This window comes from Streptomyces sp. CBMA156 (assembly GCF_014596515.1).
Taxonomy (GTDB): Bacteria; Actinomycetota; Actinomycetes; order Streptomycetales; family Streptomycetaceae; genus Kitasatospora.
This window is the reverse complement of the sequence record NZ_MSJQ01000214.1, coordinates 1-16,369: the sequence shown is the minus strand read 5'-3', so window position 1 is coordinate 16,369 and position 16,369 is coordinate 1. Positions and strand designations below refer to the sequence as shown.

The 16,369-nt window shown below is 72.3% G+C and carries 16 protein-coding genes; 7 read left to right on the top strand and 9 right to left on the bottom strand.

Annotated features, from left to right (window positions below; all coding sequences use genetic code 11):
• Positions 1–38: 38 nt before the first annotated feature.
• From BU198_RS17585 to def, 5 genes are all read right to left on the bottom strand, one after another.
• The gene (locus tag BU198_RS17585) at positions 39–2,084 is read right to left on the bottom strand and encodes an alkaline phosphatase family protein (protein WP_223244544.1); all 2,046 of its coding nucleotides are present in this window, start codon (positions 2,082–2,084) and stop codon (positions 39–41) included.
• A 63-nt stretch (positions 2,085–2,147) separates the two neighbouring features.
• Complete coding sequence (locus tag BU198_RS17580) at positions 2,148–3,395, bottom strand: haloacid dehalogenase-like hydrolase (RefSeq protein WP_188297801.1); 1,248 nt, start codon at positions 3,393–3,395, stop codon at positions 2,148–2,150.
• Positions 3,392–3,907 (bottom strand): hypothetical protein, encoded by a 516-nt coding sequence (locus tag BU198_RS17575; protein ID WP_188297800.1) that lies wholly within the window; start codon positions 3,905–3,907, stop codon positions 3,392–3,394. The genes BU198_RS17580 and BU198_RS17575 overlap by 4 nt, the downstream gene beginning before the upstream one ends.
• Before the next feature lie 188 nt (positions 3,908–4,095).
• Positions 4,096–4,755, bottom strand: coding sequence for a class I SAM-dependent methyltransferase (locus BU198_RS17570; RefSeq protein WP_188297799.1), 660 nt, complete (start codon positions 4,753–4,755; stop codon positions 4,096–4,098).
• Positions 4,752–5,336, bottom strand: a complete 585-nt coding sequence (def, locus tag BU198_RS17565; protein WP_317620174.1) for a peptide deformylase — start codon at positions 5,334–5,336, stop codon at positions 4,752–4,754. The genes BU198_RS17570 and def overlap by 4 nt, the downstream gene beginning before the upstream one ends.
• Positions 5,337–5,391: 55 nt before the next feature.
• On the opposite strand from def, the gene BU198_RS17560 reads away from it, so the two are divergent.
• A complete protein-coding gene (locus tag BU198_RS17560) occupies positions 5,392–5,922 on the top strand; it encodes a winged helix-turn-helix domain-containing protein (protein ID WP_317620173.1) in 531 nt (176 codons plus the stop codon).
• A gap of 34 nt (positions 5,923–5,956) precedes the next feature.
• Here BU198_RS17560 and BU198_RS17555 read toward each other — a convergent pair whose 3' ends face one another.
• The 4 genes from BU198_RS17555 to BU198_RS17540 all read right to left on the bottom strand — a co-directional run bounded on the left by BU198_RS17555 (position 5,957) and on the right by BU198_RS17540 (position 10,766).
• A complete protein-coding gene (locus BU198_RS17555) occupies positions 5,957–6,490 on the bottom strand; it encodes a hypothetical protein (protein ID WP_188297797.1) in 534 nt (177 codons plus the stop codon).
• A 119-nt stretch (positions 6,491–6,609) separates the two neighbouring features.
• Entirely contained in the window at positions 6,610–7,545 is a 936-nt protein-coding gene (hemC, locus tag BU198_RS17550; protein ID WP_188297796.1) for a hydroxymethylbilane synthase, read from the bottom strand.
• Positions 7,546–7,737: 192 nt separating this feature from the next.
• A complete protein-coding gene (locus BU198_RS17545; protein ID WP_188297795.1) occupies positions 7,738–10,044 on the bottom strand; it encodes an FtsX-like permease family protein in 2,307 nt (768 codons plus the stop codon).
• Positions 10,041–10,766, bottom strand: a complete 726-nt coding sequence (locus tag BU198_RS17540) for an ABC transporter ATP-binding protein (RefSeq protein ID WP_188297794.1) — start codon at positions 10,764–10,766, stop codon at positions 10,041–10,043. Before BU198_RS17540 ends, BU198_RS17545 begins: the two co-directional genes overlap by 4 nt.
• A gap of 118 nt (positions 10,767–10,884) precedes the next feature.
• On the opposite strand from BU198_RS17540, the gene BU198_RS17535 reads away from it, so the two are divergent.
• The 6 genes from BU198_RS17535 (at position 10,885) to BU198_RS17510 (ending at position 16,225) form a co-directional block, all read left to right on the top strand.
• Complete coding sequence (locus BU198_RS17535) at positions 10,885–11,736, top strand: sensor histidine kinase (protein WP_317620172.1); 852 nt, start codon at positions 10,885–10,887, stop codon at positions 11,734–11,736.
• An 11-nt stretch (positions 11,737–11,747) separates the two neighbouring features.
• Positions 11,748–12,449 carry a response regulator gene (locus tag BU198_RS17530; protein ID WP_188297793.1) on the top strand — a complete coding sequence of 234 codons (702 nt, stop codon included), beginning with the start codon at positions 11,748–11,750 and terminating at the stop codon, positions 12,447–12,449.
• A 187-nt stretch (positions 12,450–12,636) separates the two neighbouring features.
• A complete protein-coding gene (locus BU198_RS17525; protein WP_188297792.1) occupies positions 12,637–13,842 on the top strand; it encodes a cytochrome P450 in 1,206 nt (401 codons plus the stop codon).
• A gap of 101 nt (positions 13,843–13,943) precedes the next feature.
• Positions 13,944–15,101 carry a type III polyketide synthase gene (locus BU198_RS17520; protein ID WP_188297791.1) on the top strand — a complete coding sequence of 386 codons (1,158 nt, stop codon included), beginning with the start codon at positions 13,944–13,946 and terminating at the stop codon, positions 15,099–15,101.
• Positions 15,101–15,685, top strand: a complete 585-nt coding sequence (locus BU198_RS17515) for an NUDIX hydrolase (RefSeq protein WP_188297790.1) — start codon at positions 15,101–15,103, stop codon at positions 15,683–15,685. Before BU198_RS17520 ends, BU198_RS17515 begins: the two co-directional genes overlap by 1 nt.
• Positions 15,686–15,784: 99 nt before the next feature.
• Positions 15,785–16,225 (top strand): SHOCT domain-containing protein, encoded by a 441-nt coding sequence (locus tag BU198_RS17510; protein WP_188297789.1) that lies wholly within the window; start codon positions 15,785–15,787, stop codon positions 16,223–16,225.
• Positions 16,226–16,369 lie beyond the last annotated feature (144 nt).

Genomic DNA, 16,369 nt, shown 5'->3' with positions numbered 1-16,369 from the left:
TACAGATCCACTCTGTACGGGTCCGGAGCCGGCGCGTGTCAGCCGCTGACGCTCTCCTTGCCGTTCTCGATGTGGCCCATGAAGCGGCGCCGGTAGGAGGAGTCCCCGGTGACGGTGAGGGTCAGGTCGTACCAGCCCTGGGCGTCATCGGTCTTCCAAGTCACCACGGCCGGCTGCCCGTTCACGGGAACCTTGAGATCCTGCGCGGAGGCCGTGCTGTACGCGTTCGCGGCCAGCTTCACCTCCAGGGCCGACGCACCCCGGTTGGTGACCGAGAGCTTCAGCTCCTGCGCGGCCCCGTCCACCGTGGTGACGACGTCGACGAGCGCGGCGTCGCCGGTGGTCGTGCCCGCGAACTCCCGCCGGAAGCCGTTCGGGCCGGTGAGGGTGAAGTTGTAGGCGCCGTCCCTGACCGGGACGCCCTCGACGGCGGCGCCGAGCACGTCGAAGTGCTGAGGGACGTCGAACTCGCCGGCGTACGGGTAGAGCGCGAAGTGTGCACTGGCCTTCCCGCTGTTGTGCATCCGCAGGATGAAGTTCTGCGTGTCGCCGTCGAACGTCGCGTAGGCGTCCGGCTGGTAGGGCAGCGGCCGCGCCGGGCGGGGCCCGGAGCCCTTGTACGAGCTCGTGACGGCGGTGGTGCGGTCGAAGTCGAAGACCGAGGAGAGGTCGCCCGCCACCGTGCGGCGCCACCGGCCGATGGCCGGCTGGTGCACGCCCAGCCAGTTCTCCAGGAAGCGGACCTGCGAAGTGTGGTCGAAGACCTGGGAGTTCACGTAGCCGCCGACCGTCCACGGCGACACCGCGATCATGGGCACCCGGGCCCCCAGCCCGATGGGCAGGCCGTCCACGAACTCGTCGCCCCACTTCCCCGGTGGTACCGGGGGCGGGACGTGGTCGAAGAGGCCGTCGTTCTCGTCGTAGCTGATCAACAGAATGGTGGAGTTCCACGTCTCCTCATCGGAGGCGATGGCCTCCAGCACCTGGTAGGCGATCTGCTGGCCGAACGCCGGGGACGAACTCGAGGGGTGCTCCGTGTCCTGCTCCGGGGGCACCAGGTACGACACCTGCGGCAGCACGCCGTCGGCGATGTCCTTCTTGAACCCCTCCAGGAAGCCGCGTTTCCCCTCTACTCCTCCGTTGTTGTCCTCACGCGGATAGTGGTACAGCCCGCGAGCGTAGAGGCTCCTGTCGGCGGCGGGCCGGTTCTTGTCGTTCGCCGCGTCGGCGAGAGCCTTCAGCTCCTTCTCGGGGATCGCGCCCACCTTGACGGGGCAATCCCTGTCACGGCGGTAGAAGTCCCAGAGGCTCTTGTACGTGACGGGCAGCTTCGCATCGCCCAGAACGTCTTGGGCGACTCGCTTGAACTCCTGGAAGAACTCCAGGTTGTTGTCGTAGAAGTTGTCCCACTCCTGGTAGACCTTCCAGGAAATACCGTTGGCCTCCAGCAGTTCCGGGTAGCTGGTCCAGTTGTACCCTTCGGGCGCGTTCTCCCGCCCGTGGGCGGCGGGCCCGGTCACCCGGAGTCCGTTGGGTTCCCAGCCGCCGAATCCGGAGAAGAAGTAGTTCCGGTTACTGGTGGTGTCACCCATCACGGACGAGTGGTAGGCGTCGCAGATGGTGAAGGCGTCGGCCAGCTTCCGGTAGAACCCGACCACTTCCTTCTGGTCGTAGTAGCCCATCGTGTCGACCGATCTGGCTTCCACCCAACGGTCGTACCAGCCCCCATTCCAGGCGTCGTGGGCATCGCCCCAGTAGTGGTCGAGCCCCTGGTCGACATTCTTGTCCGGGACTTTCCACTGCTTCGGCCCCTCGGACCCGGGCTGCTCCAGGACCGAGGTCTTGCCGTCGGGCTGGAGGACCACGTTGCGGTCCTTGAACCCCCGCACACCGTCGACGTCTTCACCGAAATAGTGGTCGAACGAGCGGTTCTCCTGCATCAGGAGGACCACGTGTTTGACCGCCTTGAGGCCCCCTTTCGGCGGCGGGTTCCGCATGAGGGCCTTCAGCTTCTCAGGAAGGTCCTGCGGGACGGTCTTGTCGCGCTGGATCGCTTGTTCTTTTTTGCACGCTTCCTTGTCCATCTCATCTCCCTGGATGGCTTCGCGATCCGGCCGCCCACGCGGTGCGGCCGGCCTTCCTCTCCTTCAGTGCACGGTGTCGGCCTGGTCGGGAATCACGTGGCCGTCGTCGTCGCGCACCGGCCCCGCCGTGCCGTCCGACCCCGTGTAGGCGGTGGTCGAGCAGGGGTACCGGCAGGGCAGGGCGGGCAGGGGATCGATGAGCATCGGGTTCACCAGCCACCTGCCGTCCTCGTTGGCGTAGGCGTGGCACATCAGCTCGGCCGCCTGGCGGTTGATCACCAGGCGCAGCCCCGTCGCGTCGCCCACGAAGGTGACGTCGGTGGAGGAGTCCCCGGCGGCAAAGGCCTGGCGCTCGGCCTCGGGGGCCTGTTGGAAGGCCGCCTGGCCCGTGATGCCGAGGATGTCCTGGTTGATGAAGCAGCGCTTGCCGTCGATGTAGGTGACCACGGAGTCGGCCTCCGCGCCGCCGCAGTCGGCCAAGTGGGCGGTCAGCCTGCCGTTCTCGGTCTTGTTGCGGATGCCGATCACCTTGTCCGCCGCGAAGCCGAGGCCTTCCGCCCACACCCGCACCACGGGCTCCGGGGAGGCGGAGACGACGCGCACGTCGAAGCCGGCTCCCTGCAAGGTGCCGACCAGATCGTGCATGTGCTCGTAGTACCGCACCCAGACCGTGCGGACGGCCTGCGCGGAGTCCGACGGGGAGGCCGCCAGGCTCTCCTCACGGGCCCGGCCGGCGAAGGCCGTGATCTCGTCGAGGGTGTGCCCGGCGAGGAGCTGTGCGCCCCAGGCGTAGGCGGGGTTGATGCGGCGGTGGTCGAAGCCCGCGAAGGCCGCGGCACCACCGGTGGTGGTGTGCTCGCCGTACACGGAGAGGATCTCGTCCGCGCACCCGGTGTCGGTGGCGGTGGGGAGGGGGCTCCCGGCGACGGTGGAATCCCCGCAGGCCCTGCTCAGCGCGGCCGAGGCCTCGGTGGTCAGGTAGCGGCTGGTGGCCGACCAGTCCTTGCCGGTGGGTTGGAGGATCTCGCCGTTGCGCAGCAGCCAGGACATCATCGCGTCGCCGACGTCGTTCTTCACCAGCGTGTTGTCCCAGTCGAACAGGGCCAGCGGGTGCGCGTCGGGGTGGGTGCAGCTGCCGGTCGCGTCGATGAAGTCCTGGAGCTCCTGCCGGTTGTTCCCGTACCAGGTCAAACCGGTGTCCAGGGTCGGGCAGCTCGCCGCCGAGGCGGGTGGGGCGGAGGCCAGGGGCGGTGCTCCGGCCGCCAGGACGGCGATGAGTACCGCGCGGGCCGCACACCGAAGGGCGCTCACGAGTGGGCGGCGGGTTTGCGGTCGAGGTGGATGTGCGTCGTAGTGAAAGTCCCGTCGTTCTGTTGCTTTCTGACTCCATCGTTCAGATCGCCCTTGATCCTGCTGTAGCCCGATGGCGGGCCAACCTCGTGTTTTCCATCAAGCCAGGACGTGAGGACCAGGTCCTCGATGGGATCGCCTGCATCGGGATCTCGGGTCACGGCCATGAAGAGCGGATTCCTCTTCTTCTTCTTGACATCGGTCACCTTCTTCTCTTCGTAGAAAGCACCTTTGTTGAGGTCCACTGGGATCTTCTGGTATTTCGCGGGCGGCTTCTCGTCCCCGACGAGGATGCGGATGTCCCTGATCGGGTTCTTCTGGTCCTGGTCGGCCCGCTCGTAGGCGAGGTAGAGGTAGTCGCCACCCGCGCCGCTGTTGAGATCCGTGTCGAGCTTGTGCCAGCCGGTGGGCACGTGGACCGGCTCGTCTCCGTACGGGGTGAGGATGTTCACGTCTGTGATGTAGCGACCCATGGGCCCGCTCCTTCGGCATTCCGGATCACCCCGCTCGCCCGGGCGGAAGCGCGGATCGCGGAAGGGCCGGCCGGGACTGGGGAACGGTTCGATCGTTCCCGAAGCGATGCCGGCTCGCGCGGGTGCGTGCACTGTCCAGGTGAACCGGGTGGCGACAGACCGCTCGGAAGGTGCAGCCGGTTCGGGCCTCAGCGCCGGCCGGCGGCAGGCGTGGCCAGCAGGCAGACGTAGGAGCGGTCGGCTCGCTGCGGGTGCGGCTGTTCGAGCCGGGTCGTGACGGTGAAGCCGGCCCCCTCCAGCAGCTCGACGAGGCGCGCCATCGGGACCAGGTGCGAGGCGTACGACACCGGGTGGCCGTAGGCCCGGGCGGGGCGCAGCAGTTGGGCCTCGCCCGCGTGCCCGCCGAGCAGCAGGTGGCCGCCGGGCGCGAGGACGCGGTGGAACTCGGCGAAGAGTTCCGGCAGTTGGCCGGCCGGCGTGTGGTGGACGGAGTACCAGGCGAGGATGCCGCCGAGCGCCCCGCCGGGGAGGTCGAGGGAGGTCATCGAGCCCTGTACGTAGCGCAGTCGGGGATGGGCCCGGCGGGCGAGGGCGACCATCTCGCCGGACACGTCGACCCCGAAGGCCGACAGCCCCAGGCCGGACAGGTACGCCGTCACCCGCCCCGGCCCGCACCCGAGGTCCGCGACCTCGCCGCCGCCGGACTCCCGCACCAGCTCCGCGAAGGCGGCGATCATCGCCCTGGACACCGGGTCCATGCCCTCCGGCGGGACGACGAGGCGCAGGTAGTCGGCGGCGACGGTGTCGTACGACGCGCGGACGGCGGCGAGGTGGGCCGGTTCGGTCACCCGGCCACCTTCGCGGCCCTGGCGGCGCGCTCGGCGAAGATCTTCTCCCGCCGGTCGGCGGTCTGCTTCATCATCCGCTTGCGGTCGCGGGCGGAGAGGCGGTCGATGTAGAGCCCGCCGTTGAGGTGGTCGGTCTCGTGCTGGAGGCAGCGGGCGAAGTAGCCGGCGCCTTCGATCGTGACGGCCTCGCCGTGCTGGTTGACGCCGCGCACCACCGCGTGGGCCGGGCGGGCGAGCCGGGTGTTGGCGCCGGGGACGGAGAGGCAGCCCTCGGTCTCCTCGATCAGGGCGCGGCCCGGCTCCTGCTCCTCGACCACCGGGTTGAGGATGTGCCCGGTGTGCCGGACGCCGTCGTCGTCGGGGCAGTCGTAGACGAACAGGCGCAGGTCGACGTCCACCTGGTTGGCGGCGAGGCCGCAGCCGTCGGCGACGTGCATGGTGGCGAACATGTCGTCGATGAGCTGCGCCAGGCGCTCGCTGCCGAAGTCCTCCTCGGTGGCCGTACGGCAGGTGCGGCGCAGGATCTCCTCCCCCACCTCGGTGATCCGCAGGACGGTCGGCCGTTCGCGCAGCTCGGACACGGGCACTCCTTCGATGGGCTTGCTGTCGACTTTGCAAAGTAGCAGACTTTGCAAAGTGACCGAAGACCTCGTCAGAACCGGTTCCCTCCCCGAGCACGCCGTCCGCACCGCGCTGCTGGAGCTGTTGGCCGAACGCGGCACACTCACTTCCACCGAGGCGGCCGCGCAGCTGGGGTACAGCTCGGGCCTGTGCTCGTTCCACCTGCGGCAGCTGGCCCGCTACGGGCTGATCGAGGAGGCCCCGGCCGCCGACGGGCGGGCCCGGCCTTGGCGGCTGCCGACGGCCCGACAGGCCTTGCCGGAAGGCGGGTTCGACGAGCTGGCCCGCGGCCTGGAGGACGAGAGCCACCAGCGCTGGCTCGCCCGGCGGGCCGGCGCCCCGGCCGAGTGGCAGCAGGACGAGGCCTTCAGCGCCGTCGTCTACCTGACGCCCGAGGAGCTGACCGCCGTCGGCGCGGCCGTCCGGCAGGTGCTGGCCCGCTACCGGGACCGCGAGGCCGACCCGGCCGCCCGACCCGCAGGGGCCCGTCCGGTCGCCGCCGTCGCCCGGCTCTTCCCGCTGCTCGACCAGGAGCCCGACCAGTAGCCCGAGACCAGTAGCCCGACCGGACAGCCGCCGGTCAGACGCTGCGCGTACGCGCCCGCACCGCGCGCACCAGCGGCCCGACACCCAGCCCCAGCACCGCCCCCAGGGCGATCCCCTGCACCCCGTCCCAGACGTCCTGCACGTCACAGGCCCGCCCGATCGCCGGCACCGCGTACTGCACCGCCGACACCGCGAACGGCAGCACCGCCGCGCCCAGCAGCGCCACCGCGGCCCGCCGCCGGGTGCCCGCCAGCGCGGCCGCGAAGCCGACCGGGGCATAGGTCGCCAGCTTGATCCCGATGTGCCGGACGTGCAGCAGCTCGTACGGCGACCGCGGCCGGCCGCCCTCCGTCGCGCAGTGCCGGACGCCGCCCTCCGAGAGCTGGAACGCCTCCGGCAGCAGCGTCCCCACGACCACCCCGCCGAGCCCGAGCAGCAGCACGAAGCCCACCACCCAGTGGGCCCGCAGCAACCGCCCCACCGGCCGGTTCCACAGAGCCGCGGGCACCAGCGAGAGCAGCAGCCCGGGCCAGAACATCGGTATCCCGCCGAGCACCGAACTGATCACGCCTCAAACGGACGCCCCGAACACCCGCCCGGTTCTCACCGGGGCGGGGAAAACTTCCGGACGGTCACCGCCCGGTCACCGCACGGACCGCCGGCGCGGCCACTCGCCCCGTCCGGTCGTCAGTGCGGGATCGAGGAGATCAGCTCCCGCGCCCCCTGCCGCTTGAGCGCCAGCGCCACCGAGGTCCCGAGGTCCTCCGGGCTGAGCGCGCCCGCCCACTCGTGGGCGTCCAGCACCTGCTTGCCGTCCGGAGTGAAGACCCGGCCGCGCAGCGAGAGGCGGCCGTCCCGCTCCGCCCTGGCATAGCCGGCGATCGGGCTGTTGCAGTGCCCCTGGAGCGCGTGCAGGAACATCCGCTCGGCCGCCGCCTCGCGCCAGGTCTCGTGGTGGCCGAGGCCGGTGACCGCCTCGATGGTCGCGGTGTCGCCCTCGCGGCACTGGAGCACGAGGATGCCGGCGCCGATCGGCGGGCACATCGCCTCGATGCCGAGCACCTCGGTGATCCGCGCCTGCTCGCCGATCCGCTCCAGGCCGGAGAGCGCGAGCAGCAGTGCGTCGGCGTCCCCGGCCGCCAGCTTGGCGAGCCGGCTGTTGGCGTTGCCGCGGATCGGGACGCACTCCAGGTGCGGGTGGGAGGCGGCGAGTTGGGCGACCCGGCGGACGGAGGAGGTGCCGATCCGGGTGCCGGGCGGGAGGGCGGCGAGCGGCAGGCCGCCGGGGTGGACGAGGGCGTCGCGGATGTCGTCGCGGCGCAGGTAGGCGGCGAACACGGTGCCGGCCGGCAGCGGGCGGTCGGCGGGCACGTCCTTGAGGCAGTGGACGGCGACGTCGGCCTCCCCGGCGAGCAGCGCGGCGTCGACCTCCTTGGTGAACGCGCCCTTGCCGCCGAGCTGGGCGAGATCACCCGTCCAGCGGTCGCCCGAGGTGGTGACCGGCACCACCTCGGTGCGCAGGCCCGGGTGCAGGGCGGCGAGTTCGGTGCGGACCCGCTCGACCTGGGCGAGCGCCATGGGTGAGGAGCGGGAGACGATGCGGATCAGCTCAGCGGTGGCCATGGCGCGATGATAGGCGTCCTCACACCGAGACCTGAGCACGCGTCAGCACCGTGAGCGGGCGCGGCGAACCCCACCGCGACGGACCCGGACGCGACGGGCCTGAGCACGGCGGGCCTGGGCACGACGGACCCGGACGCGGCGGACGGCCGGCCGGGTGGTCCGGCCGGCCGTCCGCGACCGCCGTACGCCCGGTCACTCGTTGTGCAGCACCTCGGCGATCGGCAGCCGGGCCGCCGACCGGGCCGGGACGAGGGCGCCGAGGACGGCGATCGCGACGCCCGCCACGGCGAGACCACTCAGCAGCGGGGCGCTCCAGACGTCGATCGCCTCCTCCGTGAACACGATCGTCCCGACGTTCTCGACGATCAGCCGGTGGGCCACCACCCCGGCCGGGATGCCGATGATCCCGCTGACCACGCCCTGCCAGGCCACCGAGGTGACCGTCATCGCCACCACCTGCCGGGGCGTCATCCCGATCGACTTCAGCATGCCGAGGTCCCGGCGGCGTTCGCGGACGGTGAGCAGCAAGGTGTTGAAGACGCCCAGCGCGGCGACCACCGACAGCAGCACGGTGAAGATCGTGGTGAAGGCGATGACCGCGGCGATCGGCCCGGCCAGGTCGGGGTCGAAGACCGAGGCCGAGAGGCTCGGGTCGGCGTCCGTGACCGCCTTGCGGTACGCCTCCGCGTCGGCACCCTCGGCGAGCGTCACGTCGTACTCGACCACGTGCGGGTCGTCGGTGAGCGCGGCCCTGGTGGCGTCGTTGGAGGCGAACGCCCTGGGGTTGCCCTCGGCCTCCTCGCCGACGAGGGTGACGGCCAGCTGCCGCCCGTCCAGGAGCAGGGTCAGCTTGTCCCCGAGCTTGAGTCCGTGCTGCCGGAGGAAGGACGGCCCGGCCTCGATCTCGTTCGGGCCGGTGGCCGGGCGGCCGTTCACCACCGAGAGCCACTTGGCGCCGACGCTGTCGCCGCCGTAGAAGTCGGCGAACGCGGGCTGGGGGTGGCCGGCCAGCCCGACCTGGACCAGCCCGCGCGTGCTGACCCGCTCGGCACCGGGGGCGGCGCGCAGCATGGCCTCGGTCTGGGCCGGGTTGAGCCTGGGCTCGGTCTTGTCGCCCGAGAAGTGGGCGGTCTTGACGTTGACGTGGGTGTGGCCGTCGGTGTGGTCCACCAGTCTGGTCAGGGTGCTGCTCAGACCTGCCGTCATCGTCACGGTGACGACGCCGAGCACGATCGCCGCCATGGTCAGCGCGGTACGGGCGGGGCGGGCGAAGGGCTGGCCGAGGCCGAGGCTGACGGCTCGCGGCAGCCGGGTGCCGCTCAGCCGGCGCTGGACCTTGAGCCCGCGGCCGTTGCGCGGGGCGCTGCCGGCCGAGATGGACTGGGCGGCGGAGAGCCGGTGGGCGCGCGAGGCCGGGAGCAGCGCGGCGAGGACGACCAGCAGCGGGACGCTGACCAGGGTGGCGAGCGGCAGCCAGCCGGCGGGCTCGATCACGGCGGTGCCGGTGACGATGCCGGAGAACGCGGACTGGAGGATCGGGTACGAGGCCACCCAGCCGGCCGCCGTACCGAGGACGGTGCCGGCGACCGCGGGCACCGAGACCATGGTCAGGTAGACGGTGACCACCTGGCGAGGGGTGAAGCCGATCGACTTCAGCACGCCGATGTGCCGGTAGCCGGAGACGACCGCGCCGCTCACCACGTTGCCGACGATCAGCGCAGAGACGACCAGGCCGAGCACGCCGAAGACCGTCATCAGCGGCAGGTAGGCGTCGGCCCCCGCGGAGAAGGCGTCCTTGAGCACCAGGTACGACTGGGCGCTGGTGACCGCGTCCTCCGGCAGGCCCTCGGTGGCGGTGCCCATGGCGGAGGTGAGCCGCTGCTCGCTCGCGGCGTCGGTGAAGCGGTAGAGCATCTGCCGGCCGGTGGGGTGCAGGGCGGCGGCCTGCTCGGGGGTGACCCAGCCGCCGGCGCTCTGGCTCATGCTGGTGGCGAAGCCGACGATGGTGAGGTCCCGGCCGCCGCCGATGGGGATCCGGGAGTCCAGGAACGTCTCCGCCGCGCCTCCGAACGGCGAGTTGAGGACCACCTCGCCGGGTGCGGTGACCCAGCGGCCGGACAGCAGCTCGACCCGGTCCACCGGCCCGGCCCGGTCGGCCCGGCCGACCAGGGTCAGCGGTCCTGGCGGGCTGCCCACCCAGTCGGTGGGGATCTCCACCGTCGCCTGGTCGAACGGCCCGGCGGCCGCCTCGACGCCGGGCCGGTGGGCGGTGGCGGCCAGTTGCTCCGCCGAGGCCCTGGCCGGGTCGAAGGACGCCACGACGTGCGCTCCGTGCTGCCCGTCGAAGGCCTCGTCGAAGGGGGCCCGGGCGGCGCTGATCACCGCGAGGGCGAGCAGCACCGTCGTGGTGGCGCAGAAGACGACCAGGCCGATCACGACGGTCTGCACCCGGCGGCGCTTCACCGCCGCCCGCGAGGCCCGCCACACGGCACCGGTCATGACTGCGGCTCCAGCATCCGCTCGTTCGCCACGCGGCCGTCCGCCATCTCGACCAGCCGGCTGGCGCAGCGGGTGGCCAGGGCGGGGTCGTGGGTGACGATCAGCAGGGTCTGGCCGATCTGGTTGAGGTCGATCAGCAGGTCCATCACCTGCTCGCCGGAGCGGCTGTCCAGCGCGCCGGTGGGCTCGTCCGCGAGCAGCAGGGCCGGGCGGTTCATCAGGGCCCTGGCCACCGCGACCCGCTGGCGCTCGCCGCCGCTGAGGGTGGCCGGGTAGACGTCCTTGCGGTGGGCGACGCCGAGTTCGTCCAGCAGCTCCAGTGCCCGCCGGCGGGCCTGGCGGGCACTGGTGCCGGTCAGCTGGGCGGCCAGGGCGACGTTGTCGAGGGCCGGGAGGTCGTCGATCAGGTTGAAGAACTGGAAGACCATCCCGATGTGGCGGCGGCGGAACAGGGCCAGCCCGTTCTCGTTCAGCGGCCCGAGGTCCTGGCCCTGCACCCGGACGGTGCCGGCGGTGGGCCGGTCCAGCCCGGCCACCATGTTCAGCAGGGTGGACTTGCCGCAGCCCGAGGGGCCCATCACGGCGACCGCCTCACCCGCGCGGATCCGCAGGTCGACGCCGTCGAGCGCCTTGGCGTCACCGAACTCCTTGTGGACCCCGGACAGCTCGACGACGACCTGCGCGCCGTCCGGCCGGGTGGTCCCGTCGTGGTCGTTGCTCATGGTGGACGACCGTAGGCGCGGGGGCCCGGCCGGTACGTCCCACCCCGGGTGTAACCGAGGGCGGCCGTAGTACCGGGGATGTACGGGGGCGGCACCCCCGGATGATGTGGATCATGCCGTGACCTGGGAGGCTGGCGCCGTGTGGGGAACGGGGTGGGAGTGGGCGGCCGTCGCGACGGCCGCCGCGGCGGGCACGGCGGCCGGCTGGCTGGCCGTGGCGCTCGCCAGGGCGCGGCGGCTGCACCGGGCGACCGTCGGCGAGCGCGGCTGGCTGCTGGAGCGGGAGCGGGAGAGCGCCGCCAGGACCGCCGTGGACGCCGAACGGGCCCGGATCGCGGCCGAGTTGCACGACATCGTGAGCCACAACGTGAGCCTGATGGTGGTGCAGGCCGGGGCCGCGCGCGAGGTGCTGGCCACCATGCCGGAGGAGGCGGCGGCCTCGATGGCCGCGGTCGAGGCGGCCGGGCGGGGCACCATGACCGAGCTGCGGCACCTGCTGGGCCTGCTGGCCCCGGCGGCGGACGGCAGCGAGGAGGCGCCGGCGGACGACTTCGCGCCGCAGCCGAGCCTGGGCCGGCTGAGCCCGCTGATCGACCGGTTCGCCTTCGCCGGGCTGCCGGTCGAGGTGCGGATCTCCGGCGAGCCGCGGCCACTGCCCGGCGGCATCGACGTGACGGCGTACCGGATCGTCCAGGAGGCGCTGACCAACGCGCTCAAGCACGGGGACGGGGCGACGGCGGAGGTGACGGTGCGCTACGCGGACCACTACCTGCGGGTGGAGGTGCTCAACAGCGGTCCGAGCGTGCTCTCCGGCGGGGCCGCCACCGCGGCAGGGCGGCCGGACGGCGCCGGGCGCGGGCTGATCGGCCTGCGCGAGCGCGTCGCGGTCTACGGCGGGGACCTGGACGCCCGGCGCCGGCTCGGCGGCGGCTTCCGGGTCCGCGCCCGCATCCCGCTGGACCGGCCGTGACGGAGGGAACCATGGAGCACGAGCAGCAGCAGGAGCGCCGCCCCCGGGTGGTGATCGCCGACGACCAGGAGCTGGTCCGCACCGGCTTCCGGATGATCCTCAACGCGCGCGGCATCGACGTGGTCGCCGAGGCCGCGGACGGCGCCGAGGCGGTGGCCGCCGCCGTGCTGCACCGCCCGGACGTCGCGCTGCTGGACATCCGGATGCCCGGCACCGACGGCCTGGAGGCCGCCCGGCGCATCCTGGCGCAGGTGCCCGGCTGCCGGGTGATCATGCTGACCACCTTCGACCTGGACCACTACGTCTACGCCGCGCTGTCCGCCGGGGCCAGCGGCTTCCTGCTCAAGGACGTCACCTCGGCCCATCTCGCCGCCGCCGTACGGCTGGTGGACACCGGGGACGCGCTGCTCGCCCCCTCGATCACCCGGCGCCTGGTCGAGCGGTTCGCGGCGGGCGCCCCGCGCCCGGCGCCCGGCGGCGAGAGCCCGCCGCTGCACCGCGACCTCGCGCCGCTCACCCCGCGCGAGGCGGAGGTGCTCGCGCTGCTCGGCCGGGGGCTGTCCAACACCGAGCTGGCGCGCGAACTGACGCTCAGCGAGTCGACCGTGAAGACCCACGTGGCCCGGATCTTCGCCAAGCTCCACCTGCGCGACCGGGCGCAGGCGGTGGTGCTCGCCTATGAGACCGGGCTGGTCGCACCGGGTGGCGGCTGACCGTCAACGCCCGTCCCTGTCACCTCAATTCGCGTGACTATCATCCGAATCTCACTCCTTGGAGTTAAATCTTCACCGAATTCCCCTTTTTGCCATGTCATGGGGCACCATCTGCATGTCCACGCCCGAACAGCACCGACACCTCGGGCGCCACCACCCGGCATGACGAGAACACTTGGACCGGCCCGTGACCACCACCGCCCCCGTGTGGGACTGCCCCTTCCACCACACCGACGGCCTGGAGTTCGACCCCCTCCTGAAGCGGCTGCTCACCGAGGACCCGGTCGCCAGGATCCGGCTGCCGCACGGCGAGGGCGAGGCCTGGCTGGCCACCCGCTACGAGGACGTCAAGGTGGTCACCACCGACCGCCGGTTCAGCCGCGCCGCCGGCATCGGCCGCGACCTGCCGCGGATGACGCCCGCCCCGATCGCCCAGGCCGAGGCGATCAACCTGATGGACCCGCCCGCCCACAACCGGCTCCGCCGGCTGGTCGCCCAGGGCTTCACCAACCGTCAGGTCGAGCGGCTGCGCCCGACCACCCAGCGGACCGTCGACGGCTACTTCGACGAAATGACCGAGCACGGCGCCCCCGCCGACCTGATGCACTTCCTGGCGGCCCGCCTCCCGCTCACCACCATCTGCGACCTGCTGGACATCCCCGCCGCCGACCGCACCGAACTGCGCGGCCACGCGGTGGCGATGATGCGGATGGGCCCCGGCAGCCGGGACGGCCAGGAGGCCGCCAAGACGGCGCTGCGCGGGTACTTCACCGAGCTGACCGCCGCCCGCCGGGCCCACCCCGGCGAGGACCTGATCAGCGCCCTCGCCACCGCCCGCGACGGCGACGAACTGCTGGACCCGGACGAGCTGACCGTGATGGCGATGGTCCTGCTGGTCACCGGCCACGACACCAGCACCTACCAGCTCGGCAACATCACCCACACCCTGCTCACCCACCCCGAGCAGCTCGCCAAACTGCGCGCCCGGCCCGAGATGCTGCCCCGGGCGCTGGAGGAGCTGCTGCGCTTCATCCCGTTCCGCCAGGGCGTCGGCATCGCCCGGGTCGCCACCGAGGACGTCGAACTGGGCGGGGTGCTGATCCGGGCCGGCGAGGCCGTGCACGTCTCCTACCTGACCGCCAACCGGGACCCGGCCTTCTACGAGCGCCCCGACGAGCTGGACCTCGACCGCGGCGCGCCCACCCACATGGCCTTCGGGTACGGCCAGCACCACTGCCTCGGCTCGCACCTGGCCCGGATGGAGCTCCAGGTCGCCATCGGCACCCTGCTGCGCCGCTTCCCCGGCCTGCGGCTCGCCGCCGATCCGTCCGGACTCGACTGGGACTCCGGCTCGATCTGGCGCTTCCCGCGCACCCTGCCGGTGGCCTGGTAGCCGGCCCCCTGCCGCCGGCTCCGCCGCCCGCCGCCGCGCGGCGCCCGTACCGTTCCACGCATCCACCGGCCTGCCACCAGGCCCCCAGGGAAGACCCACCCATGGCAACTCTCTGCCGCCCGGCGATCGCCGTGCCCGAGCACGTCATCACCGTCGAGGAGACCCTCGACCTGGCCCGCACCCTGCACGCCGGCCACCCCCAGCTCGGCCTGGCCCTGCGGCTGATCGAGAACACCGGGGTGCGCACCCGGCACCTGGTCCAGCCGATCGAGCGGACGCTCACCCACCCGGGCTTCACCGCCCGCAACGAGACGTACGAGCGGGAGGCCAAGCGGCGCGTCCCCGAGGTCGTCGAACGCGCCCTCGCGTACGGCGAGTTGACGGCCAGGGACATCGACCTGATGGTCTACGTCTCCTGCACCGGCTTCATGATGCCGTCGATGACCGCCTGGCTGATCAACACCATGGGCTTCCGCCCTGACACCCGCCAGGTGCCGATCGCCCAGCTCGGCTGCGCGGCCGGCGGCGCCGCCGTCAACCGCGCGCACGACTTCTGCCGCGCCTACCCCGGTGCCAACGTGCTGATCGTCGCCTGCGAGTTCTGCTCGCTCTGCTACCAGCCGGCCGACCTCGGCGTCGGCTCGCTGCTCTCCAACGGCCTGTTCGGGGACGCGGTCGCCGCCGTGGTGGTGCGCGGACACGGCGGGCACGGTGTGCAGATCGAGCGCAACGGCTCGCACCTCGTCCCGCACACCGAGGACTGGATCTCGTACGGGGTGAAGGACACCGGGTTCCACTTCCAGCTGGACAGGCGGGTGCCCGGCACGATGGAGATGCTGGCGCCGGCGCTGCGCGGCCTGGCCGGGGAGCACGGCTGGGACGTCTCCGGGCTCGGCTTCTACATCGTGCACGCGGGCGGCCCGCGCATCCTGGACGACCTGTGCCGCTTCCTCCGCCTGGAGCCGGCCACCTTCCGCTACAGCCGGGCGACGCTCACCGAGCGCGGCAACATCGCCAGCGCCGTGGTGTTCGACGCGCTGGCCCGGCTGTTCGCCGACGGCGGTGTGCCCGAGGGCACCACCGGGCTGATCGCGGGCTTCGGACCCGGCATCACCGCCGAGATCTCGCTGGGCAGTTGGGTCGGCGCACCGGCCGAGGGGGCGCGTCCGCGCCGCCCGCGCGCCATCTCCACCGACGACATCGCCCTCGTCCATCCGACCGCCCCCCGCCGTTTCCCGGCCGGCACTACGATCACCTGATGACCGACACCACGGACCGCACCGACGCCTCTGCCAGATCCGTCGAACTCGCCGCCCTGTTCCCGTCGTTGCACGCGCCGCAGTACTGGAGCTGGGGGCGGTTCGACGCGCAGTTCTCCACCGAACTGCCGCCGGACGCGCTGGTCACCAACATCCACCTGGTCGGCTTCGCGGACGGCGAGGTGGTGCTCTGCCGGGACGACCGGGACCACTGGTTCCTCCCCGGCGGCACCCGCGAACGGGACGAGAGCGTCGCCTCCTGTCTCGACCGCGAGCTGCGGGAGGAGGCGGGCGCCCGGCTGCTCGGCGAGCCCGGCTGGCTGGGCGCGCACCGCTGCCGCACCGAGGACCCGCTGCCGTACCGCCCGTGGCAGCCGCACCCGGAGAAGGCCTGGCTGTGGGGCTGGGGAGAGGTCGCGCTGGACTCCGCGCCGACCAACCCGGCGGACGGCGAGCAGGTCGTCGAGGTCCGTGCGGTGCCGCCCGCCGAGGCCCAGCGGCTGCTGCTGACCGGGCACGAGGCCTGGTGGGGCGAGCTGGTCGCGCTGGCGGTGGAGCTGCGCCGGCGGGCCGGGCAGGCCTGAGGCCACCCCCCTCCGCCGGTATTCCCGCCCGGGCGGAAGATCACTGGAACAGCCCAACAGCACCGAGCTATGTCCGTTTTGCGGTGATATGACTCGGCCATGGACACCAAATTTCTGGCCGTGGACTACCCGGCGCTCCACATCTTCTGGACGATGCTGGAGCTGTTCCTCTGGATCCTCTGGTTCTTCCTGCTGTTCAAGATCATCACCGACATCTTCCGCAGCGACGACCTCGGCGGCTGGGGCAAGGCCGGCTGGCTGGTCCTGGTGATCGTCCTGCCGCTGATCGGCGTCCTCGCCTACCTGATCGCCCGCGGGCAGTCGATGGGCAAACGGGACGTCGCCCAGGCACAGCGCTCCGAGGCCGCGTTCAAGGCCTACATCCGGGACGCCGCCGGGGCGGAGGACGGCGGTGGGGGCGGAGTCGGCGGCACCGGCCGGAGCCACGTCGACGACCTGGCGAAACTGGCGGACCTGAAGGAGCGGGGCGCCATCTCCGACGAGGAGTACCTGAGGGCCAAGGAGAAGCTCCTGTCCTGACGGCGGCGGACGGGACGGGACAGCCGGGACGGACGGCACCGGGGCACGACGCGGCCGGGGCCGGTGGGCGCGGAACGCAACCACCGGCCCCGGCCGCCGTCACGTGCGGGCTCAGCGCCGCCCGGAGCGCCGGTCGCCCGAGCC

Coding starts and splice junctions, on each gene's coding strand:
- BU198_RS17585 (WP_223244544.1), bottom strand. CDS start 2,084: ATGGACAAGGAAGCGTGCAAAAAAGAACAAGCGATCCAGCGCGACAAG.
- BU198_RS17575 (WP_188297800.1), bottom strand. CDS start 3,907: ATGGGTCGCTACATCACAGACGTGAACATCCTCACCCCGTACGGAGAC.
- hemC (WP_188297796.1), bottom strand. CDS start 7,545: ATGGCCACCGCTGAGCTGATCCGCATCGTCTCCCGCTCCTCACCCATG.
- BU198_RS17545 (WP_188297795.1), bottom strand. CDS start 10,044: ATGACCGGTGCCGTGTGGCGGGCCTCGCGGGCGGCGGTGAAGCGCCGC.
- BU198_RS17540 (WP_188297794.1), bottom strand. CDS start 10,766: ATGAGCAACGACCACGACGGGACCACCCGGCCGGACGGCGCGCAGGTC.
- BU198_RS17530 (WP_188297793.1), top strand. CDS start 11,748: ATGGAGCACGAGCAGCAGCAGGAGCGCCGCCCCCGGGTGGTGATCGCC.
- BU198_RS17520 (WP_188297791.1), top strand. CDS start 13,944: ATGGCAACTCTCTGCCGCCCGGCGATCGCCGTGCCCGAGCACGTCATC.
- BU198_RS17515 (WP_188297790.1), top strand. CDS start 15,101: ATGACCGACACCACGGACCGCACCGACGCCTCTGCCAGATCCGTCGAA.
- BU198_RS17510 (WP_188297789.1), top strand. CDS start 15,785: ATGGACACCAAATTTCTGGCCGTGGACTACCCGGCGCTCCACATCTTC.